Consider the following 24512-nt stretch of genomic DNA (forward strand, 5'->3'; position numbering starts at 1 on the left):
CGGAAGAGTTGCCGCAAACGGCGGTACGGGATACGCCGCTATTCATGATCAACTGCACGATATGGATGCCTGGTTTGTCGCCACGGTGCAGGTTTGTGCCGAACGATTGTCATTCTTGCCCGGTTTAGGTCTCGCGCGCGGCGGTGCGGACTGATGCACGTGCGCAATGGTGCTGCACTAGTGGAGTATTGTCGATGTGCGAGTGGGTCCGGTACCGGAAACCCTGGTTCTTCGAGTGCAAGTAACCAACTGGCAAATCGGTGGCGCGGCGAATGTGAATCTAAGCGGAGTGGTGAAATAGGGATGACGGCGTGAATGCCCTCATGGTTGCGCCGGCGGGGGCGGCGGGGGCGGTGCGACCGGCCGCATCGCCGCGTGCCCGACGGGGTTCAGCGACACCTTCCACCCGGCTCGGCGCAGCACCGCCACTGCTTCATCGGCGAAACCGTGCAACGCGTCCCGCGGCGCCAGTTCGATCGGCCGCGCGTTTTCGACGCTGAACGCGAATTCGCGGGCCACCAGCCGGTCCGATTCCTTGCGGTAGACGGTGTAGCGCGAACTCGCCGGATGTGCCCGGTTGCTACCGCAGGGGAAAGGCCACCCGGCCGCAGCAGGGTCGCCACCCAGTCCGGCGCGCGCTCCCGGAGGCTGTCCTTCTCGTAGTGCCGCAAGGGATCGTGGACCAGCTTCCCGTGCGAGGTGGCCGCATCGCAAGGCCCGTCAGAATGTGGGAGCAGCGGCAGCAGGCGATTCAGCAGGCCGCGGGACCGGGCACGGGTCCCCGCCGGATCGACGTCCACGGTACGCGGCGTTCCACTCCGCAGCCTTGTCCGCCATCCGCCTTCCCCCAGCGGTTTCCGAAGTCGCGCGACCGGGATCAGGGCAGGCGCAGGTGGATCCGCGTGGTGGTGCCCGACGGGCCGGTGTGCACGCGGACCAGGTCGGCGATCTGGTTGACCAGCAGCAGACCGCGGCCGTGGAGCTGCCGGGGGCTGGCGGGGTGGCGCCCGGCGAGCGGGTCGGTCAGCGTGCCGGCGTCGTGGACCTCGCACACCAGGTGGGTGTCGTCGGTCCAGATCCGCAGCACACCGCTTCCGCCGCCGTGGGCGATGCTGTTCTCCGCCAGTTCGGACGCGGCCAGTTCGAGATCGGAGGTCCGCCGCTCGTCAAGGCCCGCGTGCCGCGCGTGCGCGGTGACGAGGCGGCGCGCTTCGACGAGGTTCGTGACGTCGACGGTGATCCGGGTGGCGGCGACGGGTTCGGGCAGCGGCCGGTTGTAGCCCGCGACGATCCGGCCGGGGTCGTAGCGGCCGCTCGGCCGCGGCCCGTCGGTGCCGATGACCACGGGGTGCGTGGCGTGCGCGTCGTCCAGTACCCGGTCGTCCAGCCCGGCGGCGTCGTACGGGCACAGGATCGTCGCCGTCCTGCCCGCGAACGCGAGGTTGATCAACGCCTCGTGCTGCGCGCACGCCGGGTACTCGGTTTCCGAGCGGCCCGGCCAGATCGGTTCGCCGATGATGCGGACGCGGTGGCCGGGGTGGGCGTCGGCGAAGGCCCGCAGTACGCCGGGGATGATCCTGGCCGGGTTGCGGCCCGCTTCGGTCATGTCCACCAGGTGCACCCGGCGCGCCGTCGCACCGAGTGCGGCCCGCAGCACCTTCAGGTTCTGCTCCGGCAACGCCGCCGCGACCGGCTCCCCGGCGGCGAGACCCGCTTCGAGGAAGGGAACGGTGCCGTCGAGGAACTCCCGCTCGCCGCGGTAGAACAGCGCCGGGTGCACGAACGGCTCCTCGTCCTCGAGAATTCCCGTCGTGCTTGTTCCGTTCACCGTGGCCACCGCCTTCGAAACTCCGCCCGCCAGAGTAGGACTCCCCGGTGGTTCGGGTAGCGCGCGGGGGTGGTTCCCGCCCGCGCGTCAGGCTCGCGGCGGATCGGCCCGCCGGAACGCGACGATCGGCAGTTGCCCGGCCAGCCGTCGCCGCGCGCGCTCGGTGCCGTCGTACCGCCACCCCACGAGCTTGCTCAACAGCCGGTGGATCACCGGGAGCACCCACCGGTTGCGGTGTTCGTAGGCCGCGAGCACCTCGGCGGCCTCGGTTTCGCCGAGGACCCGGTGCGCGGGCGCGAACTTCCGCCTGCCGACGGCGACCTCGATCGCGGGAGCGGACCGGATGTTGCGGTACCAGTCGGCGGAGCGGCCCATGCCCGCCACGACCATGACCTCGCCGTCGCCGGCGCCGATCACTTCGAGCACGGTCCGGTACCGGCGGCCGGACCGGCGACCGGTGTGGGTCACGCAGAGGAAGCGCTCTCCGAGCACCCAGCCGAGATTCCGCTCGTAGAGCCGGACCGGGGCGCGGAACAGCGCCCGTACGGGCTTGGTCATCCGCGGCGGCCCCGGCGCGCGTTCCAGTAGTACGACCTTCCGGCCGAGCGCGGCCATCCGGTTCACCAGCGCGAGACCGGCGATGCCCGCCCCGCAGATCACCACCTTCATCCGGCATCCTCCTCGACGGTCTTCGCATCGGGCACCAGCCTGCGCAGCACCGGTCCGATCGAGGCGGCGGTAAGCCCAGGGTCGAGGCCGCGGTGCAACAGGATCCCGTCGATCGTCGCGGCCACGACCGCGGCCGTCCCCGCTGGATCGGGTACCCGCCACCGGGCGAGCGCGTCGGCGAACCGGCGGCGGAAGTCCGCCACGATCTCCGTCATCGCGTGCCGCAGGTCGTCATCGCGCGTCGCCGCGAGATAGGTCTCCGTGAACACCATCGACGCCGGGTCGCGCCCGGAGTACTCCTCCAGCGCCGCGAGCATGGTGTCGACCGCGTCCGTCGCGCTTCGAGCCTGCTCGAACAGGGCGTGCACGCCGGACAGCATTTCCCGCATCGTTCCGAGAGCGGCCTGGGACAGCAGTTCCCGCACCGACGAGAAGTGGTAGTGCACGACGCCGGGGGTGACCCCGGCCCGCTCGGCCAGCAGCCGCGTGCTGACCGCGGACCAACCTCGTTCCGGGATCAGTTCGACCGCCGCGCGCAGCAGCCGCCGCCGTACCTCCTGCCCTCGCAGCGCGATCGGGGAAGTCATGCCCCTCCTTCGCAGGTCGATCGTCCAGGTCGATTGCCTTGGACGAATGCCCAAACTGTACGAGTCCAGCGGTGTCCGCGGCAACCTCTGTGACGGGAACTACGCTTGCCTAAATCTATTAGGTAAATTATCGTGCCTTATAGGCAATCAAGGGAGGGGTTATGGCACGCGCGGGACTGACCGCGGAGCGCCTGACGCGAGCCGGTGCGGAACTGGCCGACGAGGTCGGCTTCGACGAGGTCACCGTTTCGGCGCTGGCCAGGCGTTTCGACGTCAAGGTCGCGAGCCTGTATTCGCATCTGAAGGGTTCGCACGACCTCAAGGTCAGGATCGCCCTGTTCGCGTTGGGCGAGCTGGCCGATCTCGCCGCGGCCGCACTGGCCGGACGGGCCGGCCGGGACGCGCTCACCGCGTTCGCCGACGTTTACCGTGACTACGCCACGGAACATCCCGGCCGCTACGCGGCCACCCAGTTCCGGCTCGACCCGGAAACGGCGATGGCCAGCGCCGGGGTCCGGCACGCGCAGATGAACCGGGCGCTCCTGCGCGCCTACGACCTGGCCGAGCCGGACCAGACCCACGCGGTCCGGCTGCTGGGCAGCGTCTTCCACGGTTACGTGAGCCTCGAACTGAATGGCGGTTTCAGCCACAGCGCGCCCGGTTCGCAGGAGAGCTGGGAACGCATCTTGGACATTCTCGACGCGCTCCTGCGGCAGTGGCCCGCCGCGTCGTCACACCCCGGAAACGAGTAGCGGGAAGAAAAAATGCACACCACCCCGATCACCACGGACATCCTGCGCGGCGCACTCGAACTGGAGCCCACCGAGCGCGGCGTGCTGCCGCACCGGCTTCCGGCGCGGGCCCGCGCCCAGTGCCCCGACGCGCGGCTCGCGATGGCCGAGACCCAGCCCTCCGGGGTCAGGTTGGTGTTCCGCACCAGCGCCACCTTCGTCGAGCTGGAGACGGTGCCGACCCGGATGGTCTACACCGGCGCGCCGCCCCGTCCGGCCGGCGTGTACGACCTGGTCGTCGACGGCCGTCTCGCGGGCCAGGCCAGTGCCGACGGCGGCGACACGCTGACCGTCGACATGGCCACCGGCTCGACCGAGAACCGGCGAGGCCCCTCCGGTGCGGTCCGGTTCCCCGGCTTGCCCGCGCGCCCGAAGGACGTCGAGATCTGGTTGCCGCACAACGAAATCACCGAACTCGTCGCCCTCCGCACCGATGAGCCCGCCGAGGCTGTGTCGACGCGCGGTCGCCGGGTGTGGCTGCACCACGGCAGTTCGATCAGCCACGGTTCCAACGCGGCGAGCCCGACCACCATCTGGCCCGCGCTCGCCTCGGCGGCCGCCGGCGTCGATTTGATCAACCTCGGTTTCAGCGGCAACGCCCTGCTCGACCCGTTCACCGCCCGCGCACTGCGGGACACCCCGGCCGACCTGATCAGCGTCAAGCTCGGGATCAACGTGGTCAACGCGGACCTGATGCGGCTGCGGGCGTTCGCCCCGGCCGTGCACGGTTTCCTGGACACCATCCGCGAAGGGCACCCGACGGCACCGCTGCTGGTCGTGTCGGCGACCTATTGCCCCATCCACGAGGACACGCCAGGCCCCGGTGCCTTCGACCTGGACGCACTGCGCGCCGGTGAGGTCCGCTTCCGCGCCACGGGCGATCCGGCCGAGCGCGCCGCCGGAAAGCTCACGCTGCGCGTCATCCGCGACGAGCTGGCGCAAATCGTGGAGCAGCGCCGGACCGACGACCCGCACCTGCACTACCTGGACGGCCGCGACCTGTACGGCGAGGCCGACTTCGCCGAGGTGCCGTTGCCCGACCAGCTCCACCCGGACGCCGCGGGCCACAGCCGCATTGGCGAACGCTTCGCCAAGCTCGCCTTCACCGACGGCCCGTTCGCGGCCCGCGACCGCTGAGACCGTTGCACTGTCCACTTCGGATTTCCATTACGTGGGTGGGGTTTCGTCGGTTCTGCCGCCGTCCTTCCAGGCCGTTGTGTGGTCGAGGTCGGTCGGTTCGTCGATGATCCGGTTCCGGACCGAATCAGCAGCAAAGGCGATCGTCCGCGCCATGTCCGGCGAGATGTCACCACATCCCGCCAAATCAGCGGGATTGTCACGCAGGCCGGGCAAAGTCGGCAGGTCGATGTGGACGAAGATCTGCGCTTTCGGCTTCCCCGCACACCCGTGGCCGCCCAGGCAGCGTTCGACCAGTGCATCCAAGCGCAATTGGTCCATGGTGCGCTTATCACCCTGGCGCTTTTTCGCGACTGCGTCCCGGTCACAGGCGGCGTAGAGTGCTTGCCCCCGGTCGGACGGCAGTTCGGCGAACAGTGTCGACGATCCGTGGGGCCTGGTTGATCTCATCCGCCATACCGTGACTGGTAAGGCGGGTTTCCCCTGACAACTGGGACACCGCGCTACCAGGTTTGACTCTTCACATGGCGCACTGGACACCGGTAGTACGTCGTCACCGGACCTGCCCCCGCGCAGTGAAACGCGCTCGCCACAACAGCTACCGGGTCAGAAAACCCAGTGATGCCAGCAGCATTCGCCATCCCGGCCCAGCCACGGTTCGCATCCGCGCGCTCACACCACAAACAACATGATCATCTTAAGCTACGCGGCATTGCGCCGTGGAGCGACAGTTTCCCACGGCGCGCCGCAGGCGTGCTTGAAACCCTCGCCGTGCCCCGAAAATCCGAGCGCTGTCACCGAGTCACCAGGACACTCCCCGGCACCCCCTCCCCAACCACCCTCCCGCGATCGAGGAGCAAACAATGCCCAGCCCGACGAGCGACATCCCAGTCATGCGTAACCCGCACAACGGTCACCCCCGACCGAACCACATATCCGAGCGCATCCTCGATGCGCACCTGAGCGTCGAGATCGAGCCCCGCCGAAGGTTCGTCGAGCAGAAGCAGATCCGCCTCCTGCGCGAGCCCCTGCGCGACCAGCGTCCGCTGCCGTTGCCCACCGGACAACGTGCCCAGTGGCCGCCGGGCGAGGTCTCCGATGTTCAGCAGCGCCATGCAGTCCTCGACCACTGCCCAGTCCTGTTTCCGCAGCCGTCGCCAGTGCCCGCGGTGCGCCCACCTGCCCATCGCGACCGCGGCCCGCACGGTGATCGGCAGCGTGTCGGTGACCTCGCTTCGCTGCACGACGTAGGCGGGACGGCGCTGGCTCGCCATCGTCAGCGTGCCTGCCGACGGCTTCAGCACCCCGGCGAGCACGTTGAGCAGTGAGGACTTGCCCGCTCCGTTCGCTCCGGCGACGGCGGTGACCGCGCCGCGCGGTATCCGGGCCGATACGCCGCGCAGCACGGTCCGCCTGCCGTAGCGCGCGACCAGGTCGTGGCAGACGACCTCCGGTGTGACCATGTCCACCGACTCCTTATTTGAAGTGAATGTCGTTTTCATTATAGAGTGCCGGATCATGACCTGGCTCCTGCTCCCGTTCGAGGTGACCTTCGTGCAGCGCGCGCTGGTGGCCGGTGTGCTCGTCTCACTGGTCTGCGCGCTGGTCGGCACCTGGGTCGTGTTGCGCGGCATGGCCTTTCTCGGCGACGCGATGTCGCACGGGATGCTGCCGGGGGTCGCGCTCGCGTCCCTGTCCGGCGGAAACCTGGTGCTGGGCGCCGCACTCAGCGCCGGTGCGATGGCGCTCGGCGTGACGGTGCTCGGCAGGTCACGCCTGCTTTCACCGGACACCAGTATCGGCCTGCTCTTCGTGGGCATGCTCGCCACCGGCGTGATCATCGTGTCGCATTCCCAGTCGTTCGCCGTCGACCTCACCGGCTTCCTGTTCGGCGACGTGCTGGCGGTGCGGTCGGCGGATCTCGCCGGGCTGGCGGTCGCGCTGGCGGTCACGGCCGTCGTCTCGGTGCTGGGCTACCGCTCGTTCGTCGCGCTCACCTTCGACACCCGCAAGGCGCACACGCTCGGCCTGCGCCCCGTACTGGCCAACGGCCTGCTGCTCACCCTGGTCACGCTGGCGATCGTCGCGTCCTTCCACGTGGTCGGCACGCTCCTGGTGTTCGGCCTGCTCATCGCGCCAGCGGCCGCCGCGGTGCTGTGGGTGCGGCGGATCCCGCTGATCATGCTGTGCGCGGCCGTGGGAGGCGTCGTCTCGACGGTGCTCGGGCTGGTCGTGTCCTGGTACTGGAACACCGCCACCGGCGCGACGATCGCCGCGGTCGCCGTCGCCCTGTTCTTCCTTTCCGCGCTGGCTTCCCGGTTGTGGCACCGGGTCCGGCCCACCGACACCGATACCCCAGCCGATCAGGAGTGGAGTGAACAGACATCGTGACTTCGAGACCCACCAGGATCATCGTGCTCACCGCCGTGACCGCTGTCGTAGCGGCGCTGTCCGCCTGCGGGAAGGGCGATGACGCCCCGCCCGCCGGGGAAGCGCCGCCGCACGGCTACGTCGAAGGCGCCGAGGAAATGGCCGAAGCGCAGTCGAGGCTCATCGTGGCCGACCGCGAGAGCGGTGCCGTCCGCGTGCTGGACCTGCTCACCGAGCGGGTCACCGAGATCGGCAAGGCCGACGGGGTGCACGCCGTGCACGGCGACGGCAGGTACGGCTATCTGACCACAGTGGACGAATCGGTGCACGTGGTGGACGGTGGTTCCTGGATGGTGGACCACGGCGACCACGTGCACTACTACCGCGCCGAAGCGCGCGACATCGGCCCGGTGCAGGGGAAAGGGCTGACGGGCGCGCACAGCGACCCGGCCGCCGCCGTGCTCTCCTTCGCCGACGGGACCACCACGGTGCTGGACCGCGCCCGGCTCGACAAAGGAACCGTGGCCGTGACGGGCACCTTCCCCCGTGCGGTCGCGGTGCCCTACCGGGAGCACGTCCTCGCTTCGGTCGCCGACCCCGGCCACGAGCGCGGAGGCGGTGTCGAAATCCTTGCCAGGGATGGTAAACCGGTTGCCGCGATCCCCGAACCGTGCCCGTCCCCTGCCGGGGAGGCGGTGACGCGGCGCGGGGTCGTGTTCGGCTGCGCGGACGGCGCGCTGCTGGTGACCGAGCAGGACGGCGTCTTCCGCGGGGAAAAGATCCACTATCCCGGCGCGGTGGGGGAGGACGAGCGCGCCACCGAGTTCGGCTATCGGCCGGGCAGCGACACGCTCGCGGCGCGGGCAGGGGGCAAGGCAGTGTGGTCGCTGGACGTGTCGCACAAGAACTGGAGCCGTCAGGAAACCGGCCCGGTGGTCGCGGCGGCCGCGGTCGGCTCTGGCGGGCCGCTGCTGGCGTTGACCGCCGACGGCGTGCTGCACGGCTACCAGCGGAACACCGGTGCGGAAACCGCGCGCGTCCCGTTGCTGCCTGCCGAGGTCGCGGGCGGGGCACCGGCACCGGCGATCCGGGTCGACAACACGCGCGCGTACCTCAACAACCCGGCGACCGGCGAGATCCACGAGATCGACTACAACGACAGCCTTCGCCGCGCCCGCACGCTCACGGTGCCGGGCAAGGCCAGCTACGTCGTGGAGACCGGCCGATGATCCGCCGCGCGGCCAAGCTGTTCGCCTTCGCCACGGCGGTCCTGCTCGCGGTCGGTGCGTGCTCCGGCGCCGGACACGAGCGGTCCGCGATCGTCGTCACCACCAACATCCTCGGTGACATCACCCGTGCCGTCGTCGGGGACCAGGCCGAGGTGACCGTGTTGATGAAGCCCAACGCCGATCCTCATTCGTTCGGTGTCTCGGCGCGGCAGGCCGCCGATCTCGAACGGGCCGGGCTGGTCGTCTACAACGGACTCGGGCTGGAGGAAGGGGTGTTGCGCCACGTGCGGGCCGCCGAAGGAGCGGGCGTCCCGGTCCTGGCCGTCGGTGACGGGGTGCATCCTCTCCGGTACACGGTGGACGGCGCTGAGGGGCAGCCGGACCCGCACTTCTGGACGGACCCGCGGCGAGTCCGCGACGCGGTCGACGCGATCTCGAAGCACGTGGTCGACCACGTCGACGGGGTGGCGCCGGAGGTGATCCGGCGCAACGCCGACCGCTACCGCGCCGAGCTGGACGGGCTCGACGCGTCGATGCGGGAGCGGTTCGGCCGGATCCCGCCGCAGCGCCGGAAACTGGTGACCAACCACCACGTGTTCGGCTACTTCGCCAAGCGATTCGGGTTCGAGGTGATCGGCGCGGTCATCCCCAGCGGGACCACGCTGGCTTCGCCGAGCGCGTCCGATCTGAAGTCGCTCGCCGACGCGGTGCGCGCGGCAGGCGTGCCCGCGATCTTCGCGGACTCTTCGCAGCCGGACCGGCTCGCCAGGGTGCTCGCCGACCAGGCGGGGCTGCGGATCGCGGTGATCCCGCTGTTCTCCGAGTCGCTGAGCGAACCGGGCCGCGGCGCAGGCACCTACCTGGAAATGATGCGCGCCAACACCGAAGCCATCGCCGGTGGCCTCAGCGCCGGTTGAAACCTCCGAGCGGCAACGAATTCAGCAACCACGAAGAAAGGTGACCCCCATGGCGAACGGCAGACGAGCCACCCCGGTGATCGCACTGTCCACAGTGGCCGCTTTCGCGCTCGGTGCGTGCGCGGCGGAGCCCAGCGGCGCGCCTGCGGACCCCGCCGCGCCGCCACCGGTCTCCGTGGCCGACCCGATCGTCACCAGCTACGACGGCGGTCTGTCCATCAGGGACGGGAAGACGCTGCGAGTGGTGAAGGACATTCCGTTGCCGGGCTTCCTCCGGCTGAACCCGGCAGGCGACGACCGGCACCTGCTGGTCTCCACCGCGACCGGGTTCCGCGTACTCGACGCCGTCGGCGCCACGCTCACCGACGTGGAGTTCACCGGGGTCAAACCCGGTCACGTGGTGCGGCACGCGGGCCGGACGGTGCTCTTCGCCGACGGCACCGGTGAGGTCACCACGTTCGACCCGAAGGCGCTCGGCGGCGCCAAACCGCCCACCCGGACGCACCGGACCCCGCAGCCGCACCACGGTGTCGCGATCGAACTCGCCAACGGCGAGCTGGTCACCACCGTCGGCAACGAGGAAGCGCGTTCCGGCATCGTGGCGCTCACCGCCGAGCGCAAGGAGATCGCCCGTGACGAGACCTGCCCCGGCGTGCACGGGGAGGCCACCGCGCAGGGTGAAGCCGTGGTGGTCGGCTGCGAAAGCGGCGCGCTGGTCTACCAGCACGGGAAGATCACGAAGGTGCCCAGCCCCGCCGCGTACGGGCGGATCGGGAACCAGGCGGGCAGCGACCGTTCCCCGATCACCCTCGGCGACTACAAGCAGGACAAGGATGCCGAACTGGAGCGTCCCACGCGGGTTTCGCTGATCGACACCCGTACGCACACGCTCAAACTGGTCGAGCTCGGCACCAGCTACACGTTCCGCTCGCTCGGCCGCGGCCCCGGTGGCGAGGGCCTGGTGCTGGGCACGGACGGCGGGCTGCGCGTGCTCGACCCGGAGACGGGCGTGGTCACCAAGACGGTGCCGGTGACCGGGCCGTGGCAGGAGCCGCTGGAATGGCAGCAGCCGCGCCCGGCGCTGTTCGTCCGCGGCGGCACCGCGTACGTCACCGACACGAACCGCAAGGAGATCCACGCCGTCGACCTCGCCTCGGGCAAGAAGACCGCCACCGAGAAGCTGCCGTCGGTGCCGAACGAAGTCAGCGGCACGGTGTCCTGACGCGCGCCGGGGATGGGCCGTTCGCTGGAACGCGGGCGGGAAAACACGGGCCTGCCGCTGAGCGCTCCGGTGTTCTAATGTGGTGCCGGGGGGCCACATGGGAAGCGAAGCGCCAGCGGGATGCCGGTACCTCGTCCGCGACGCGTTCGGCGAGCAGTACGCCGAGGCGTACGGAATCCCGGAACCGAGCCGGATAGCGCTCACGGCGCTTGCCGAAGCCTCCTCCTCCGACGTGCTGGTGGCGTTGCACGCGGGACGGGACGAGGCGCTGCGTGACGCGCTCGACCGGACGGGTTTCGAGCGCGGCGTCTCGTCCGTCGGGGTCGAACTGCTGCCGACGGCGATCATCTGCGGTCCGGCCGTCATCCCCGGCGCGACGGCGTGCTACGCCTGCTACCGGCGGCACGAAGAAGCGGCGCGGCCGTACGACGTCGGCGCGGCGACCAGGGGACTGGCGGAGGGCTTCGCCCAGCCGCACCTGGCGATCGCGCACGGCCTGCTCGCACTGGCACTGGCCGAGCTGCGCGCCGGGCCGGTCGGGATCGGGGCCACGGTGCGGAGCTTCGACCTGGTGACGGGGACCCTGTCGACGACGTCGACGGCCGCTGCCGACGGATGCTCGCGCTGCGGCGGAGTTCGCGGTGCGCCGATGAGCGCCGCCGCGATCGGGGTGGGACTGCCGTGAACACGCGAGTGGTGAGGGGCACGCGGGATGGCTGACCTGAGCGCCGAGGTGATCGGCCGGGCGGTCGGCTCGGACCCGCAGATCGCCGTCCCCGCCCGGCCTGCCGTGCGACGGGGCGTGCGGCTGCGCCGGGTCGGGGACGCGGTCATGCTCGACGGTGCCGACCGGCCGCAGGCGTTCAGCGGGCGGTTCGCGCGCGAGAGCCTGAGCCTGCTCGTCGCCGCGTGCGACGGCGGCCGGACCCATGCGGAGCTCGCCAGCGAGGTGGGACTGGACGAGGCCGCGGTCCGCAAGTCCGTCGCACTGCTGTGGGCGGCGGGCGTGGTCGAAGAGGGCGCGGCCGAGGACCGGCGGATCCCCGCGGAGTTCGCCTGCTTCCTGTCCAGGCTGGGCAATTCCACCGGCGCGAACGGGTCCTGGGTGGACGGTGCCGCGAGGCTCGCCCGCACGACCGTCGAGCTGAGCGGCGACCACCGGCTGGCCGCGGCGCGCGCCGTCGCCGGGGTGTGCGACGTGGTCGCGGACGGCGGCGCGCTGTGCGTCTTCTTCGAGACCGCGGCGTCGCGATCGGAACTCGCGGCGGTGCGGCGCCGGTGCTGGGCAACGGGTTCGCCGTTGCTGCGGGTGCGGCTCGACGCGGAGTCGCTGATCATCGGGCCGTACGTGGACCCGTCGTGCACGCCGTGCCTGACGTGCGCGACGACGGACGAGGACGACCTGGCCGGCGATCCGCCGGAGCACGCGTTCGAACTCGCGGCGGGTCTGGTGGGCCACCACCTCGTCGCGCTCCTGTCCCGTGCGACGAAAACCTTCTTGCCGAGGGAAAAGAGCGTGCTCGACCTCGCCACGCTCGCCACCTCCTACCGGGCGGGCACCACGAGACCGGGGTGTCCCGCGTGCTCGTTCGCGGACGGGCCCGAGGCATCCGCGGCACCCGTCGCGGCCGTGTACGAGGCGGCGGTCGCGCTGCCGCCGCGCCGGTTCCTCGACCCGACGGGGCATCTCGGGCACTACCAGTCGTCGAACCTCCGGCTGCAGACCGAGTTCCGCGACTGGCCCGGCGGCTCGGAAGTGCCGTTGCCGCCGCCGGATCTCTCGCGCCTGAGCGGTGCGCCGGGCAATCGCGCGGCCGCCGATCTCGACGATCTCGGGCTGGTGCTCAAGATCGCCTTCGGCGTCCGCGACATTTCACCCGAGGGGCGGGTGAAGCGGTGGACCGCGGCGGCCGGGAACATCGGGTCCGTCACGGCCTACCTCGTGTCGCGGGATGCGGCCGTGCTCCCGGTCGGCGTCTACGCCTACCTCGAACGGGACCACGTGCTGGCGCGGTTGCCGTCCGAAGTCCCCCAGGGGCCGCAGCGGGTGCTGCTCGTGGTCACCGGGAACCTCGAAAAGGTGGCGCGGAAGTACGGCCCGTTCGGGCTCCGGCTCGTCCTGCTCGACGCGGGATGCGCGGTGAGCAGCGCCAGGGAGGTGGCAGGGCACCTCGGCCTGGAGTACTCGCTGGAGCAGGACTGGGACGAAGCGTCCCTCATCGGCGGGCTCGGCCTTTCGCCGGGCGAGGAACCCATCGCGGCCGTCATGGGACTGGGGTGAGCCGTGCGATCCGACCCATCGCCGATGGCGGCGCTGCTCGCGGGTTTCGGCTCCCGCGCGAGCGCGGTCGACGAGGCGGCCCACCGGGTGGTGCGCCCGTTCGACCATGCCGTCCCCGCCCCGGTGGACCTGGACGAAGCGATCTCCGGCCGGCGCGGGGAGCTGCTCGACGCGTTGCTGCGGCGGCAGTCGTCGCTTCGGTACGCCGATGACCCGGTGCGCGCCGAGCTGGTGTTCCCCTTGCTGCAGGGCGCACTGCGGCGTGATTCCGCGGAATGGGGCCTCGACGACTCCGATGCGCTCGAAGCGTTCGTCTTCGTGCTGCGGAGCGAGGGGAGCGCGCCCGGCGTCTACCGCGTCACCGCACGGGAATGCGCGTTCGTCGCGCCGGTGTCGGCGATCGGCGACATCGAGGACCTCGTCGTGCAGCGCGAACTCGCCACCGCCGCCGGGATCGTCTCCGTCTGCGGCCGCCTCGACCACGCGGGCGCGCACGGCTACCGCCTGCGCGTCACGCGCGCGGCGATGGCGATCTACGACTTCCACCTGCGGGCGCAGTCCCGCGATCTGGCCGGCACCCTGTTCGCGGGGTTCATCGCGTCGGCGGCCCGGAACCTGCTGCACAGCGACGGAGTCACGCGGCATCCCCTGATCTCCGCCACCTACGGCAGGCCGGTGCCCGTCGGCTGAGTGCTGGACGATTGCGTTCAACGCAAGAGCGGTGTGCAAAGTATGCAATGGACATCATGCCACCCGCGTCCGACACTGAATCCAGTGCCGCGCACCGGACTCGATTCCGTTGCCCGCAGGCGGGCCAAGCCAGTACGGGAGTGAACAGCCATGCCGAGAACCGTCCGACCGACCGCCTTCGGGACGCCGGAAGTACTGGAGATCGTCCAGACGCCGGTGCCGCGGCCCGCCGTCGACGACAAGCACAAGGACTCCGTCGGACTCGCCGATTCCTTGCCCAGCCTCGGTTTGGAGTGCGCGGGAGTGGTCACGGCGATCGGCTCGGAGGTGACCGGCGTCGAGGTCGGCGACGAGGTCATCGTCTACCCGGCCACCGGCGCCTACGCCGACTACGTCACCGCGCCGGTCACGTCGCTGATCCGGAAGCCCGCCGGTCTCGGCTGGCACGAGGCCGGGGCGTTGATGCTCGCCGGTACAACGGCGGCGCACGCCCTGCACGCGACCGGGGCCGGCGAAGCACTCGACACGTCCTTGGCACTGGTGGCCGACCGGCAGCGCATCGCCTCGATCACCGGGCACGCCCCCGGAAAGCTCGTGCTGGTCCCATGACCGCGCCCCCCGGCGACCGGACGGACATCGCCGTGATCGGGTGCGGGCCGGTCGGCATGACGCTCGCCGCACTGCTGGGCAGGTCCGGGCATTCGGTCGTCGTACTCGAACGCTATCCCGGCCTGTACGGGCTGCCCCGTGCCGCCAGCTTCGACGGCGAGGTCATGCGCGCGCTGGCCGGGCTGGGACTCGCCGCGGCACTGGAACCCACGCTGTACCCGCAGGAGGCGTACGAATGGCGCAACGGCTCCGGTGAGCTGCTGATCCGCCAGGAGTGCCCGCTGGTCGGCAGCAGCGGCTGGGCGGAGATCTCCATGTTCCACCAGCCCGCGCTGGAGAACGCGCTGCACGGGCTGTGCGCGTCGCTGCCGAACGTGGACGTCCGGTTCGGCACCACCGTCACCGGGCTGTCCCATGACGACGATCAGGTCGAGCTGACGACCTCCGGCGCGGCCGTCCGCGCTCGCTACGTGATCGGCTGCGACGGGGGCAACAGCTTCGTCCGGCAAGCCATCGGCATCGAGCAGGATGACCTCGGCTTCGCCGAGCCGTGGCTGGTCTGCGACTTCACGCTACGACGCCCCGCGACCGAGCTGGGGCTGCCCCCGATGCTGCAGATCGGCGACCCGGCCGGCCCGACCACCGTCATCACCACCGGGCGCGAGCGCCAGCGGTTCTGCTTCATGCTCGACGACACCGGCGATCTCGATCAGGAGCGGTCCGCGGACCAGGCGTGGGAGCGGGTGCGCCCCTACCTTTCCCGCGACGACGGCGAGCTCGTCCGCGTCGCCACCTACACCTTCCGGTCACTGATCGCGCGGCGGTGGCGGGACGGGCGGGTGCTGCTCGCCGGTGACGCCGCGCACCAGATGCCGCCGTTCCTCGGCCAGGGCATGTGCTCGGGCATCCGCGACGCGCTCAACATCGCCTTCAAGATCGATCTGGTGCTACGGGGAGTCCAGTGCCCCGAAGTGCTCGACACCTACCAGAGCGAACGCGAACCACACGTGCGAAGCGTGACAGGCACCAGCGTCGAGCTGGGCCGTCAGCACACGCTGCGAGACCCCGCGCTCGCCGCCGAACGAGACGTCAGGCTCCTGGCCCGGCGCGCCACGCTCCAGGAACCGGAACGCATCCGGCTACCGGATCTCGGCCCGGGGCTGCTCGGCGGGGGCGGGGGCAGCCTCTCGGTGCAGGGACGGGTCAGCGACGGGATCCGGACCGGGCTGCTCGACGACATCGTCGGCGGCGGGTTCCGGCTGCTGGTCACCGAACAAGCCCTTCCCTCGCTGGACGTGCCCGTGCTGGAGCGGGCCGGGATCACCGTCGTCGGCTTCGGCGCGGCAGCGGGGAAATCCGTGGTGGCCGACTCCGACGGCACGCACCGGCGATGGCTTTCCGAACTGGGCGCCACCGCCGCGGCCGTGCGCCCCGACAACTACGTCCTCGCCGCCGGGCCCGATGCCGTGGAAGTGGCGGAAGAACTGCTGGCGCTTCTCACCCGGCCGGCCGGGAAGCTATCCCGATAGGGCCATCCGGCGGGTGCCGGCTCGCGTCCTTTCGGCGGGGTGCCGGTCGTCATGACCGAGCGAAGTTCCATGGTCGCTCCATGAAGTGACCAAAGACCGCATCGCCGCGGCGGACGGGGGAAATACCGTCGGCACGGCCGGCCCACCACGGCAGGCCAAGACGCGACGGACGGGTGTCCTCATGAACGCTTCCGCAGAGAGCTGTCCGACGATCGTTGCCGCCGCCCACGAGGCGCCGCACGATCGCGTCGGTCTTCACCGCGTGCGGCCCCGTCGTGGGCGCCACCTCCCCGGCACCGATCGGCCCGGTTCCGGACCGGGCCGTTCGCGCGAGGTGGGAGCCAGCCGGACACGTCCCGCCCGGTGACGAGTCCCGCGAGAGGGGAACTCCGGACGCAGCACGGCAAGCACGGCCCCGAGTGAAAGGCTTCGCCATGCAGGCAAGGGAAATCATGACCCGTCCGGTGGCCAGGGTCGGCCCCGGCACCACGGTCAGGGAGGCGGTCACCCTGCTCACCGAGCACGGTGTGGCCGCGCTTCCGGTCGTCGACGGCGACTGCCACGTGGTCGGCATCTTCACCGAATCCGACGCCTTGCGCGTCGGATCGGCCGAACGCGGGCTGGAGCCCGCGCTGCCGGTGAGCGCGATCATGACGAAACCGGTCGAGGTGGTCTCGCTCGACACCGACGCGCGCGAGATCGCCAGCCGGATGCTCGGCGACCGGCTGCGCAGCGTGCCGGTGGTCGACGACGGGGTACTGGTGGGAATCGTGAGCAGGCGCGACATCCTGCGTTCCCTCGTCCGCGGGGACGACTCGATCTCGGCGCGGGTGCTGGCGCTGTTCACGGACTACTCCGGGCACCGCAACCGCTGGTCGGTCGAGGTGGCGGGCGGCGTGGTGACCGTGTGGGGCGATTTCACCGACGAAGCGGAGCAACAGGTCGTGCGGGCGCTGGCAGGCACCGTCGGCGGAGTCGTGGCGGTGGACGTGCGCTCCCGCGTGCCAGAGGTGCTGGAGGCCACCCCGTGAAGGAAGTCGACGTGCTGTCCGCGGAAACGGCCGTCGCGCCAGCGGAGTACGACGGGGCCGTCATCGGCCGTGCCCCGGGCCACCGGGACCGGAAGGTGAGGGCGCCATGAACCCGGTGCCGCTGCTGGCACTGCCCGACGTGTCGCGGGTGTGGGAGACCGAGCCGGTCGAGATCACCGAGACCTACTTCGACACGGCAGGGCTCCGGCTGTACGCCCGCGGTGTCACCTTGTGCCGCACGGTCGGCGGGGACGCGCCCGGCTGGCATCTGGACCTCGGCGCCGAATCGGTGCCGGTGACGGGGACACCGGGCCCGCCGACGGTGCCGCGGGAGCTGCGGCGGCTCGTGAACGCGTTCACCCGGGGCGACGAGCTGGAACCCGTTGCGAAGATCCAGGTGAACCGGACGCGGGACCTCGCGCTCAACGACGAAGGTGACGTGCTCGTGGCCGTCGTGCTCGACACCGTCAGCGCGTCGTCCGCGCTCGACCGGACGAGCACCGCCTGGACCGAACGCCACGTCGATCCGGGGACCGGCGGCCGCGTCTTCGCCAGGCTCGCCGGTCAGCGGTGCGCGGCCGCGCGGGCGTCCAGGACGGCGACCGTGGCACGCGTGCTCGGTCCGCGGCGGCACCGGTCGTACCGCGCGCTCACCGGACGCGACCTGGTCCTGCGGTACCTGCGGACCCAGGTCGCCGCGTTGCCGTTCCTCGACTGCGCGGTGCGCCGCGAGGCACCCGATGCCGCGGTGCGGATTCGCGAGACGGCCCGCCGGATCCGGCTCGTGCTCGAACACTGCGCTCCCCTGATTGGCGGGAAGAAGCTCACGAAGACACTTCGCGCCGAACTCGGCTGGTTCGCGTCGGCGTTCGCGCCCGCCTGCGACGACGAAGCGCAGTGGCCCCGGCTGCGCGCCGGTCTCGGCCGCGTGCCGGACAGCCTCGGACCCGACGGCGCGGCGGTGCTGGTCGATGAGTACTTCGCCGCGCGTGCGGCGGACCACCGCGCCACGGTCGTCGAGGTGCTGGACTCGCTCAGGTACCGTGGCCTGCTGGACGAGCTCGACCAGGTCGTGCTCGTGCTGGCGGAGGAACCCGAATGCGACCGGCCGGACCTGGCGAGGCTGCCCGCCGGGGAGGTGCTCCGGGATTTCGTGGCCGGTGCGGGAGAACAGGTCGGCCGCCGGATCGCCGCGCTCGTCGACGCCGAAGAGCGCGGCGTCCGGTCCACCGCGGCCCATCGCGCGCTCAACGCGGTCCGGCGGTTCGGCTGCCTGCTGGAGGTGTTCGCCCAGGACCGCCCGCTGCTGCGCGAGGTGCGGACCTGGCAGCGGTCGCTCGAGGAGCACCGCGCCGCCGTGCTCGCGATGCGGCATCTCGCCGATCTCGCGAAGGCGGCGGGAGAAGGTTCCCCGGTGTCGGCGTTCGTGCTCCTGCGCCAGCTCGAAGGCGACGCCGCCGCCAGGAGCGCCGCGGACCTGGCGTGGCACTGGCGGGACGGTGCGCCGTCGTCTATCCACTGTGGACGATAAGGGTGTTCGCCATCGCCGGGGGCTGGCATTCGCGGCGAAGAGTGCGGACTTCGGTCATCGCGTTCCCCCGCGACGGGTCGTACGCTCGGGGTGCCGGCCCGCGTCGCCTGGCGCGCGCCCGCTCCGGGAGGATCGGATGACTCGGGTGTTCTTGGTCGATGATCACGAAGTGGTCCGCCGCGGCGTCGCCGAGCTGCTCGACGAGGACCCCGGGCTGACCGTGGTCGGCGAGGCGGGCAGCGTGTCGCAGGCGCTCGCGCGGATTCCCGCGCTGCGGCCCGACGTCGTCGTGCTGGACGTGCGCCTGCCCGACGGCAACGGCATCGAGCTCGCCCGCGAGCTGCGGTCGAAGATGCCAGGGCTGAACTGCCTGATGCTCACCTCCTACACCGACGAACAGGCCATGCTCGACGCCATCCTGGCCGGGGCGAGCGGGTTCGTGATCAAGGACATCCGCGGGATGGACCTGGTGTCCGCGGTGCGCGAGGTCGGGGCCGGCCGGTCGCTGCTCGATCCGCGCGCCGCGGCGATGCTGATGGACCGGCTGCGCGCCGGGCAGCAGAGGCGGGGCCCGATCGCGAAGCTGTCCGACCAGGAGCGCACCCTGCTCGACCTGATCGGCGAGGGGCTGACGAACCGGCAGATCGCCGAGCGCATGTACCTCGCGGAAAAGACCGTCAAGAACTACGTGTCGCGATTGCTGACCAAGCTCGGCCTGGAACGGCGCACCCAAGCGGCCGTGCTCGCCACCGAACTGCGCGCGGAAGGCACCTTCGACGAGGGACGCTAACCCGTCCGCACCTGTTCGCCCGCGATCATGTCGTGCAGCGGGCGGCGCGGTGTCGACGGCACGGGGCCGCCGTAGCCGACCCGGAGCACGATCTGCGGCCAGATGCCGCCGCCGAGCACCTGGCGCAGTTCCGCCCGTGCCGAGGGGACTTCGACCGGTTGGGAAATGAAGGACACGCTCAGTCCGGCGGCGGTGGCGGTGAGCAGGACCCGCTGCATCGCCTGGCCCACCCGGACCCGGTCGGGCTGGCCGTCTTCGACCGAGCCGATCACCACCACCGTCGGCGTGCCGAGCGGGCCGGAGCCACCGCACTCGTGGAGAAGCCACGCGTCGCTGCCGTTCACCGTCGACAGAACGGGGACACCGTCCACGGCGGTCGGCGCGCGGCCCGTCCATTCGTTCAGTTCCCGGAGCACGGCGGCACTTTCGCGCTGGATTCGATCAGCGGTGACGACGAGTTCGCGGAGCCGGTGCAGTTGCGTGGTGTCGAGCTGCGGCATCCAGGCGCGCTCGCTTTCCGCGGCGGAGCGCATCGCGTTGAGGGCGGGCGCCGATACGGCACGGGAGGAGAATTCGCCGCGGTTCGTCCGCCGGGTGGCGATCGCACCCGCCAGCAAGGCGATCCGGGTGTCGACGGACCGTTTGGCGAACGGGCGCACGGTCGCGAGCAGATCGGGTTCGTCCCGCCGAGGGCAGAGCGTGGTCGCCGGATCGATGCCGTGTGCCTGGATCGCGACGCGCAGGTTGAACAGGGCCGCACCGCACGACATCAGGAGTTCGCGCTGACCGGGATCGGTGGCGGGCAGGCTCCGCACGGGGTCGGCGAGCACGTCGATGCCGTCCGGGGTGCAGCGGAACCGCCACGGCTGGGTGTTGTGCCTCGACGGGGCCAGCGCGGCGGCGTGCAGCACCGCGGTCACGGTACCGGCGGTCAGGCGGCCAACCGGGGTGATGGTGTCGGTCATGGGTTCCCCCTGATGAGCATGCGCGGCACACTGAAGTGCCGACGGCACGGTTGCTCAAGCCTGTCTCCCCGCCCGGTGCGGCAGACAGGGACGAAGGTCACCAATCCCGGGTGTTTCGTCCACCCAGGCGGTGCTGACAAAGGTGAGTTGACGCGGATGCGCGGGGCAGAGCACGGCGAAGACCGAGGCACGCCACGCGTGACCGGGACGTTGTCCCAGCTCCGGGTGCGCGAGGTGCTGCAGGACCTGCAGTCGAGGATCGAGTTGCTGATCGGGACGCGGGACATGATGGACGGCCTGCTCGACGCCGTGCTCGCGGTGGCGTCGGGGCTGGAGCTGGACACCACGCTGCGCCGGATCGTGCGGGCCGCGGTCGATCTCAGCGACGCGCGGTACGGGGCGCTCGGCGTGATCGCCGACGACCGGACGCTGGCGGAGTTCATCTACCTCGGTATCGACAACGAGACGCGGCAGGCGATCGGGCACCTCCCGGAGGGGCACGGCCTGCTGGGGCTGGTGATCGACGAGGCGAAACCGCTGCGGCTGGACGAGATCGCGCAGCACCCGGCGTCGGTGGGATTCCCGGCGAACCACCCGCCGATGCACTCGTTCCTCGGCGTGCCGGTCAGGGTGCGCGACGAGGTCTTCGGAAACCTTTACCTGACCGAGAAGAAGGGCGGGGAGAGCTTCACCGACGACGACGAGGTCGTGGTGCGGGCGCTGGCCGCGGCGGCGGGGATCGCGATCGAGAACGCGCACCTGTACGAACAGTCGCGCCTCCGGCAGCAGTGGATGGGCGCGACGAGTGAGATCACCACCGAACTGCTGGCGGGCAGCGATCCCGCGGACGCGCTGAACCTCATCGCGAGCCGCGCGCTCGACCTGACCGGGTCCCACACCACGATGCTGGCGCTGCCGACCTCCGGCCTCGACCTCGACGACGAAGGGGAGGAGGACGTCGCCGAGCTGACGGTGACGATGTCCGTCGGCGCGAGCGCGCACGAGCTGACCGGTACGCATATCGACATCGCGTCGTCGGCGCCGGGTTCGGTCTACCGCGATCGGACGCCGCGCAACCTCCCGGAGTTGGTGCTGCGCCTGGAATCGGCGGGTGAGTTCCGGTTCGGGCCGACGCTCGTGGTGCCGCTGCGGGCGGGCGACCGGACCAGCGGGGTCCTGATGGCCCTGCGCGACATCGGCGCGGCGCCCTTCGACGACGCGCGGCTGAAGGTCGTCGCCTCGTTCGCCGACCAGGCGGCGCTGGCGCTGCAGCTCGCCGCGCAGCAGCGCACCGCGCGCGAGCTCGACGTGCTCGCCGACCGCGACCGGATCGCGCGCGACCTGCACGACCACGTGATCCAGCGGCTGTTCGCGGTCGGGCTGAACATGCAGAGCACGCATCGGCGGACGAAGTCGCCCGAGTTGCGCAAACGGCTCAGCGACAGCATCGACCAGATGAACGAGATCGTGCTCGAGATCCGCACGGCGATCTTCGACCTGCACGGCGGGCCAGCGGGCGAGGCCGGTGTCCGGCTGCGCATCCGGCTGCACAACGCGATCGCGGAACTGACCGATGACACCGGGATGCGGGCTTCGGTCAGCATGGCGGGACCGCTGGACACCCTGCCGCCCCAGCTCGCCGAGCACGTCGAGGCGGTGGTGCGGGAGGCGGTCAGCAACGCCGTCCGCCATTCCGGTGCGACGGGCGTCGCGGTCTCGGTCGCGGTGACCGGTGACCTGGTCCAGGTGTCCGTCCGCGACGACGGCACCGGTATCGAGGGCGGCGCGGTCCACAGTGGACTGAGAAACCTGCGTGACAGGGCCGATACCGCGGGCGGTGCGCTTTCGGTGCGAGGACCGGACGACGGCGGGACCGGCACTCAGTTGGTGTGGTCCGCCCCCGTCAAGTGAGGTCCCATACCGGCGGTGGACAACATGGTGTGCAGCGGGGCCAGCGCCCCCGGGCGATCGCGGCGAGGGTGTTGTCGAGGAACACCCGCCACACGGTGCTCGCCGGGGTGAACAGGCCGCACAGCACGCGGGTGACGGCGCAGGCCAGCCGAACCTGCTGGAACCCGGTCCGCCGGTTCGCCCGCCAGCGGGACGGACGGCCGCCCGGAGTCCACTATGGACACTGCGGACATTGTGGACACTATGGACACTGTGATGGCGTCGGCCGACTCGCGGTGCGTCCGGCGGCAGCGCGGCCCGTAACGCGCTGTGCGGCGTCGCGCGCGGTCGGGCACTTCGGCGCGCTCACGACCGTCACTCTCAGCCGTCGCGGCCGCCGGAAAGTGCACGTCGGCGCTCATCAGGGTCGACCTGAAGCGGTACCTTCGCGACAAGGTCGGCTTCGTCTGAGGAGTCGCCTTCCGGTGGGAACAGACTCGACGAGGGGGAGGAGACGGTGAGCGGACAGACGCTGTGGCAGTGGCTCACGGCGCAGGGGCGGGGTGCGCTCCTGTGGGTCACCGTGGTGCCCTACCTGATCTTGGGCGTCCTCGCGGTGTTCACCGTGTTCCTGGAGCGTTCGGACGGCGGCGCGCTGCTCGTCGATCTCGTCCTGTGCGCCGCCGTCGCGGCGTGGACGCTCTGGATGTTCACCCTGCACCCCGCCTGGCGGGAACGGCCGCGGGTGATGGGGGTCTTCTTCGCCGTGCTGGTGGCGCTCACCGCGGTCCTGGTCCTGCGGCACTCCTGGTACGGGTTCCTGGTGATCAGCTGCTACGGCTACGCGTTCACGCTCCTGCACTGGCCGTGGCGGCTGCCGGGCGTCGCCGCCGTGGCGGTCCTGTCCGGTACCGCGCAGGTGTCCGACATGCCCAAGGCGACCGCCTTCGACCTGGCGGTCTACCTCTCGGTCGTCGCACTCAACGTCGCGATCATGAGCGGCGTCGCGTGGTTCAGCTGGGCCGACGAGAAGGAAAAGGAGCGGCGACGGCAGGCCCTCGACGAGGTGAGCAGGGCGAACCGGCTCCTGGAGGCGACGCTCGCGGAGAACGCGGGCCTGCACACCCAGTTGCTCACCCGGGCCAGGGAGGCGGGGCGGCTCGACGAGCGCCAGCGGATGGCGCGCGAGATCCACGACACCCTCGCGCAGGGGCTCACCGGGATCATCACCCAGTTGCAAGCCGCGGAGCAGATCCACGAGGTCCCCGCGGAATGGCGCCGTCCCTTCGGATCGGTGAAAAGGCTGGCGAGGGAGAGCCTGTCCGAGGCGCGGCGCTCGGTCGACGCGCTGCGGCCGGAGCCGCTGGAAACCGCGCACCTGAGCGAAGCGGTCGCCGATATCGCCGGCCGGTGGTCGAAGCTGCACGGACTGACCGTCGAGGTCACCACGACCGGGACGGTGCGGCCGATGGCGCCGGAGGCCGAGTTCGCGCTGCTGCGCACGGCACAGGAGGCACTGGCCAACGTGGCCAAGCACGCGCGGGCGACCAGGGTCGGCGTGACACTGTCCTATTTGGAGCACGAGGTGGCGTTGGATGTGCGTGACGACGGCACGGGTTTCGACCTGGCAGGGAATCCGCGGCCGGTTTCCCGCGACGGCGGGTTCGGCCTCGGTATCATGCGGCAGCGCGTCGAAGACCTGTCCGGGGTGCTGCGGATCGAGTCCGAGCCCGGCGCGGGCACCGGCATCTCGGCCTGCATCCCCACCCAGCCCGCCGGGAGCGCCGCATGACCGAAACCCCGATCCGCCTGCTCGTCGCGGACGACCACCCCGTCGTCAGGGACGGGCTGAGCACCATGTTCGCCTCCGCGCCGGGGTTCGAAGTGCTGGGCGAGGCCGCGGACGGTGCCACGGTCGTGCGGCTCGCCGAGGAGCTGGCACCCGACGTGATCCTGATGGACCTCCGCATGCCGGGGATGGACGGGCTGACCGCCATCACCGAACTGGCCAAGCGCGGCAGCACCGCGCGCGTGCTGGTGCTGACCACCTACGACACCGACGCGCACGTACTCCCGGCGATCGAGGCCGGTGCGACCGGCTACCTGCTCAAGGACTCTCCCCGGGAAGACCTGCTGCGAGGCGTGCGGGCCGCCGCCAACGGTGAGACGGTGCTCTCCCCGTCGGTGGCGGCCTGGCTGGTGAACCGGGTCCGGACGCCCGCCCCGCGGCCGCTCAGCCAGCGCGAGCTCGAGGTCCTCGAACTCGTGGCGGCCGGGAACACGAACCGCGAGGCGGCGGTCAAGCTGTTCATCACCGAGGCCACGGTCAAGAGCCACCTCTTGAACATCTACGGCAAGCTCGGCGTCGGGGATCGCGCCGCCGCCGTGGCCGAGGCGTTCAACCAGCGGCTGCTCACCCCCGAAGCGCCCGAGTCGCCGTGAAGTG

At 71.0% G+C, this 24512-nt stretch carries 24 protein-coding genes; 17 read left to right on the plus strand and 7 right to left on the minus strand.

Annotated elements, in window-relative coordinates; genetic code table 11:
• Nucleotides 1-321: 321 nt before the first annotated feature.
• The 4 genes from ABD256_RS20030 to ABD256_RS20050 all read right to left on the minus strand — a co-directional run bounded on the left by ABD256_RS20030 (nt 322) and on the right by ABD256_RS20050 (nt 3084).
• Nucleotides 322-519 carry a hypothetical protein gene (locus ABD256_RS20030; RefSeq protein ID WP_344420683.1) on the minus strand — a complete coding sequence of 66 codons (198 nt, stop codon included), beginning with the start codon at nt 517-519 and terminating at the stop codon, nt 322-324.
• Nucleotides 520-877: 358 nt separating this feature from the next.
• Nucleotides 878-1828 (minus strand): anti-sigma factor RsbA family regulatory protein, encoded by a 951-nt coding sequence (locus tag ABD256_RS20035; protein ID WP_344420686.1) that lies wholly within the window; start codon nt 1826-1828, stop codon nt 878-880.
• A gap of 87 nt (nt 1829-1915) precedes the next feature.
• Nucleotides 1916-2497 carry a nitroreductase family deazaflavin-dependent oxidoreductase gene (locus ABD256_RS20040; protein WP_425546478.1) on the minus strand — a complete coding sequence of 194 codons (582 nt, stop codon included), beginning with the start codon at nt 2495-2497 and terminating at the stop codon, nt 1916-1918.
• The gene (locus tag ABD256_RS20050; protein ID WP_344420689.1) at nt 2494-3084 is read right to left on the minus strand and encodes a TetR/AcrR family transcriptional regulator; all 591 of its coding nucleotides are present in this window, start codon (nt 3082-3084) and stop codon (nt 2494-2496) included. The genes ABD256_RS20040 and ABD256_RS20050 overlap by 4 nt, the downstream gene beginning before the upstream one ends.
• A gap of 161 nt (nt 3085-3245) precedes the next feature.
• Here ABD256_RS20050 and ABD256_RS20055 point away from each other — a divergent pair, with 161 nt between their 5' ends.
• Both ABD256_RS20055 and ABD256_RS20060 read left to right on the plus strand, forming a co-directional pair.
• Nucleotides 3246-3836: a TetR/AcrR family transcriptional regulator gene (locus ABD256_RS20055; RefSeq protein WP_344420692.1), complete on the plus strand. Its 591-nt coding sequence runs from the start codon at nt 3246-3248 to the stop codon at nt 3834-3836.
• Nucleotides 3837-3848: 12 nt separating this feature from the next.
• Nucleotides 3849-5012, plus strand: a complete 1164-nt coding sequence (locus tag ABD256_RS20060; protein WP_344420694.1) for a GDSL-type esterase/lipase family protein — start codon at nt 3849-3851, stop codon at nt 5010-5012.
• 30 nt (nt 5013-5042) lie between these two features.
• Here ABD256_RS20060 and ABD256_RS20065 read toward each other — a convergent pair whose 3' ends face one another.
• Together ABD256_RS20065 and aztA are read right to left on the minus strand one after the other, a co-directional pair.
• Complete coding sequence (locus ABD256_RS20065) at nt 5043-5462, minus strand: hypothetical protein (RefSeq protein WP_344420696.1); 420 nt, start codon at nt 5460-5462, stop codon at nt 5043-5045.
• 344 nt (nt 5463-5806) lie between these two features.
• Complete coding sequence (gene aztA, locus ABD256_RS20070) at nt 5807-6475, minus strand: zinc ABC transporter ATP-binding protein AztA (RefSeq protein WP_344420698.1); 669 nt, start codon at nt 6473-6475, stop codon at nt 5807-5809.
• 55 nt (nt 6476-6530) lie between these two features.
• Here aztA and aztB point away from each other — a divergent pair, with 55 nt between their 5' ends.
• From aztB to ABD256_RS20130, 12 genes are all read left to right on the plus strand, one after another.
• Nucleotides 6531-7403, plus strand: coding sequence for a zinc ABC transporter permease AztB (aztB, locus tag ABD256_RS20075; RefSeq protein WP_344420700.1), 873 nt, complete (start codon nt 6531-6533; stop codon nt 7401-7403).
• On the plus strand, nt 7400-8611 hold the full coding sequence (locus ABD256_RS20080; protein ID WP_344420703.1) for a hypothetical protein: 1212 nt from the start codon (nt 7400-7402) through the stop codon (nt 8609-8611). Before aztB ends, ABD256_RS20080 begins: the two co-directional genes overlap by 4 nt.
• Nucleotides 8608-9528, plus strand: coding sequence for a zinc ABC transporter substrate-binding protein AztC (gene aztC, locus ABD256_RS20085; protein WP_344420707.1), 921 nt, complete (start codon nt 8608-8610; stop codon nt 9526-9528). The genes ABD256_RS20080 and aztC overlap by 4 nt, the downstream gene beginning before the upstream one ends.
• A gap of 49 nt (nt 9529-9577) precedes the next feature.
• Nucleotides 9578-10750, plus strand: a complete 1173-nt coding sequence (gene aztD / locus ABD256_RS20090; RefSeq protein ID WP_344420709.1) for a zinc metallochaperone AztD — start codon at nt 9578-9580, stop codon at nt 10748-10750.
• A gap of 97 nt (nt 10751-10847) precedes the next feature.
• Nucleotides 10848-11435, plus strand: coding sequence for a hypothetical protein (locus ABD256_RS20095; protein WP_344420711.1), 588 nt, complete (start codon nt 10848-10850; stop codon nt 11433-11435).
• Nucleotides 11436-11462: 27 nt separating this feature from the next.
• On the plus strand, nt 11463-13031 hold the full coding sequence (locus tag ABD256_RS20100) for a hypothetical protein (RefSeq protein ID WP_344420713.1): 1569 nt from the start codon (nt 11463-11465) through the stop codon (nt 13029-13031).
• Nucleotides 13032-13034: 3 nt separating this feature from the next.
• Nucleotides 13035-13721, plus strand: a complete 687-nt coding sequence (locus ABD256_RS20105) for a hypothetical protein (protein WP_344420715.1) — start codon at nt 13035-13037, stop codon at nt 13719-13721.
• A 150-nt stretch (nt 13722-13871) separates the two neighbouring features.
• The gene (locus ABD256_RS20110; RefSeq protein WP_344420717.1) at nt 13872-14330 is read left to right on the plus strand and encodes an alcohol dehydrogenase catalytic domain-containing protein; all 459 of its coding nucleotides are present in this window, start codon (nt 13872-13874) and stop codon (nt 14328-14330) included.
• On the plus strand, nt 14327-15859 hold the full coding sequence (locus ABD256_RS20115) for a bifunctional 3-(3-hydroxy-phenyl)propionate/3-hydroxycinnamic acid hydroxylase (protein WP_344420719.1): 1533 nt from the start codon (nt 14327-14329) through the stop codon (nt 15857-15859). The genes ABD256_RS20110 and ABD256_RS20115 overlap by 4 nt, the downstream gene beginning before the upstream one ends.
• Before the next feature lie 452 nt (nt 15860-16311).
• Nucleotides 16312-16890, plus strand: coding sequence for a CBS domain-containing protein (locus ABD256_RS20120; protein WP_344420721.1), 579 nt, complete (start codon nt 16312-16314; stop codon nt 16888-16890).
• Nucleotides 16891-16996: 106 nt separating this feature from the next.
• Complete coding sequence (locus ABD256_RS20125) at nt 16997-18421, plus strand: CYTH and CHAD domain-containing protein (protein WP_344420723.1); 1425 nt, start codon at nt 16997-16999, stop codon at nt 18419-18421.
• Between the two features lie 136 nt (nt 18422-18557).
• Complete coding sequence (locus tag ABD256_RS20130) at nt 18558-19211, plus strand: response regulator (RefSeq protein WP_344420726.1); 654 nt, start codon at nt 18558-18560, stop codon at nt 19209-19211.
• Here ABD256_RS20130 and ABD256_RS20135 read toward each other — a convergent pair.
• On the minus strand, nt 19208-20176 hold the full coding sequence (locus ABD256_RS20135) for an Acg family FMN-binding oxidoreductase (RefSeq protein WP_344420728.1): 969 nt from the start codon (nt 20174-20176) through the stop codon (nt 19208-19210). The genes ABD256_RS20130 and ABD256_RS20135 overlap by 4 nt on opposite strands.
• A 156-nt stretch (nt 20177-20332) precedes the next feature.
• Here ABD256_RS20135 and ABD256_RS20140 point away from each other — a divergent pair, with 156 nt between their 5' ends.
• The 3 genes from ABD256_RS20140 (at nt 20333) to ABD256_RS20150 (ending at nt 24508) form a co-directional block, all read left to right on the plus strand.
• Nucleotides 20333-22087, plus strand: a complete 1755-nt coding sequence (locus tag ABD256_RS20140; protein ID WP_344420731.1) for a sensor histidine kinase — start codon at nt 20333-20335, stop codon at nt 22085-22087.
• A gap of 496 nt (nt 22088-22583) precedes the next feature.
• The gene (locus ABD256_RS20145; RefSeq protein ID WP_344420734.1) at nt 22584-23858 is read left to right on the plus strand and encodes a sensor histidine kinase; all 1275 of its coding nucleotides are present in this window, start codon (nt 22584-22586) and stop codon (nt 23856-23858) included.
• The gene (locus tag ABD256_RS20150) at nt 23855-24508 is read left to right on the plus strand and encodes a response regulator (RefSeq protein WP_344420737.1); all 654 of its coding nucleotides are present in this window, start codon (nt 23855-23857) and stop codon (nt 24506-24508) included. The genes ABD256_RS20145 and ABD256_RS20150 overlap by 4 nt, the downstream gene beginning before the upstream one ends.
• Nucleotides 24509-24512: the final 4 nt, after the last annotated feature.

Source organism: Amycolatopsis minnesotensis (assembly GCF_039529815.1).
Classification (GTDB): Bacteria; Actinomycetota; Actinomycetes; order Mycobacteriales; family Pseudonocardiaceae; genus Amycolatopsis; species Amycolatopsis minnesotensis.

Bases quoted from the DNA above. Each gene is read 5' to 3' on its own strand.
- ABD256_RS20040 (WP_425546478.1), bottom strand. From the start codon at position 2,497: ATGAAGGTGGTGATCTGCGGGGCGGGCATCGCCGGTCTCGCGCTGGTG.
- ABD256_RS20050 (WP_344420689.1), bottom strand. From the start codon at position 3,084: ATGACTTCCCCGATCGCGCTGCGAGGGCAGGAGGTACGGCGGCGGCTG.
- ABD256_RS20055 (WP_344420692.1), top strand. From the start codon at position 3,246: ATGGCACGCGCGGGACTGACCGCGGAGCGCCTGACGCGAGCCGGTGCG.
- ABD256_RS20060 (WP_344420694.1), top strand. From the start codon at position 3,849: ATGCACACCACCCCGATCACCACGGACATCCTGCGCGGCGCACTCGAA.
- ABD256_RS20065 (WP_344420696.1), bottom strand. From the start codon at position 5,462: ATGAGATCAACCAGGCCCCACGGATCGTCGACACTGTTCGCCGAACTG.
- aztA (WP_344420698.1), bottom strand. From the start codon at position 6,475: ATGGTCACACCGGAGGTCGTCTGCCACGACCTGGTCGCGCGCTACGGC.
- aztB (WP_344420700.1), top strand. From the start codon at position 6,531: ATGACCTGGCTCCTGCTCCCGTTCGAGGTGACCTTCGTGCAGCGCGCG.
- aztC (WP_344420707.1), top strand. From the start codon at position 8,608: ATGATCCGCCGCGCGGCCAAGCTGTTCGCCTTCGCCACGGCGGTCCTG.
- aztD (WP_344420709.1), top strand. From the start codon at position 9,578: ATGGCGAACGGCAGACGAGCCACCCCGGTGATCGCACTGTCCACAGTG.
- ABD256_RS20095 (WP_344420711.1), top strand. From the start codon at position 10,848: ATGGGAAGCGAAGCGCCAGCGGGATGCCGGTACCTCGTCCGCGACGCG.
- ABD256_RS20100 (WP_344420713.1), top strand. From the start codon at position 11,463: ATGGCTGACCTGAGCGCCGAGGTGATCGGCCGGGCGGTCGGCTCGGAC.
- ABD256_RS20110 (WP_344420717.1), top strand. From the start codon at position 13,872: ATGCCGAGAACCGTCCGACCGACCGCCTTCGGGACGCCGGAAGTACTG.
- ABD256_RS20115 (WP_344420719.1), top strand. From the start codon at position 14,327: ATGACCGCGCCCCCCGGCGACCGGACGGACATCGCCGTGATCGGGTGC.
- ABD256_RS20120 (WP_344420721.1), top strand. From the start codon at position 16,312: ATGACCCGTCCGGTGGCCAGGGTCGGCCCCGGCACCACGGTCAGGGAG.
- ABD256_RS20125 (WP_344420723.1), top strand. From the start codon at position 16,997: ATGAACCCGGTGCCGCTGCTGGCACTGCCCGACGTGTCGCGGGTGTGG.
- ABD256_RS20130 (WP_344420726.1), top strand. From the start codon at position 18,558: ATGACTCGGGTGTTCTTGGTCGATGATCACGAAGTGGTCCGCCGCGGC.
- ABD256_RS20135 (WP_344420728.1), bottom strand. From the start codon at position 20,176: ATGACCGACACCATCACCCCGGTTGGCCGCCTGACCGCCGGTACCGTG.
- ABD256_RS20140 (WP_344420731.1), top strand. From the start codon at position 20,333: ATGCGCGGGGCAGAGCACGGCGAAGACCGAGGCACGCCACGCGTGACC.
- ABD256_RS20150 (WP_344420737.1), top strand. From the start codon at position 23,855: ATGACCGAAACCCCGATCCGCCTGCTCGTCGCGGACGACCACCCCGTC.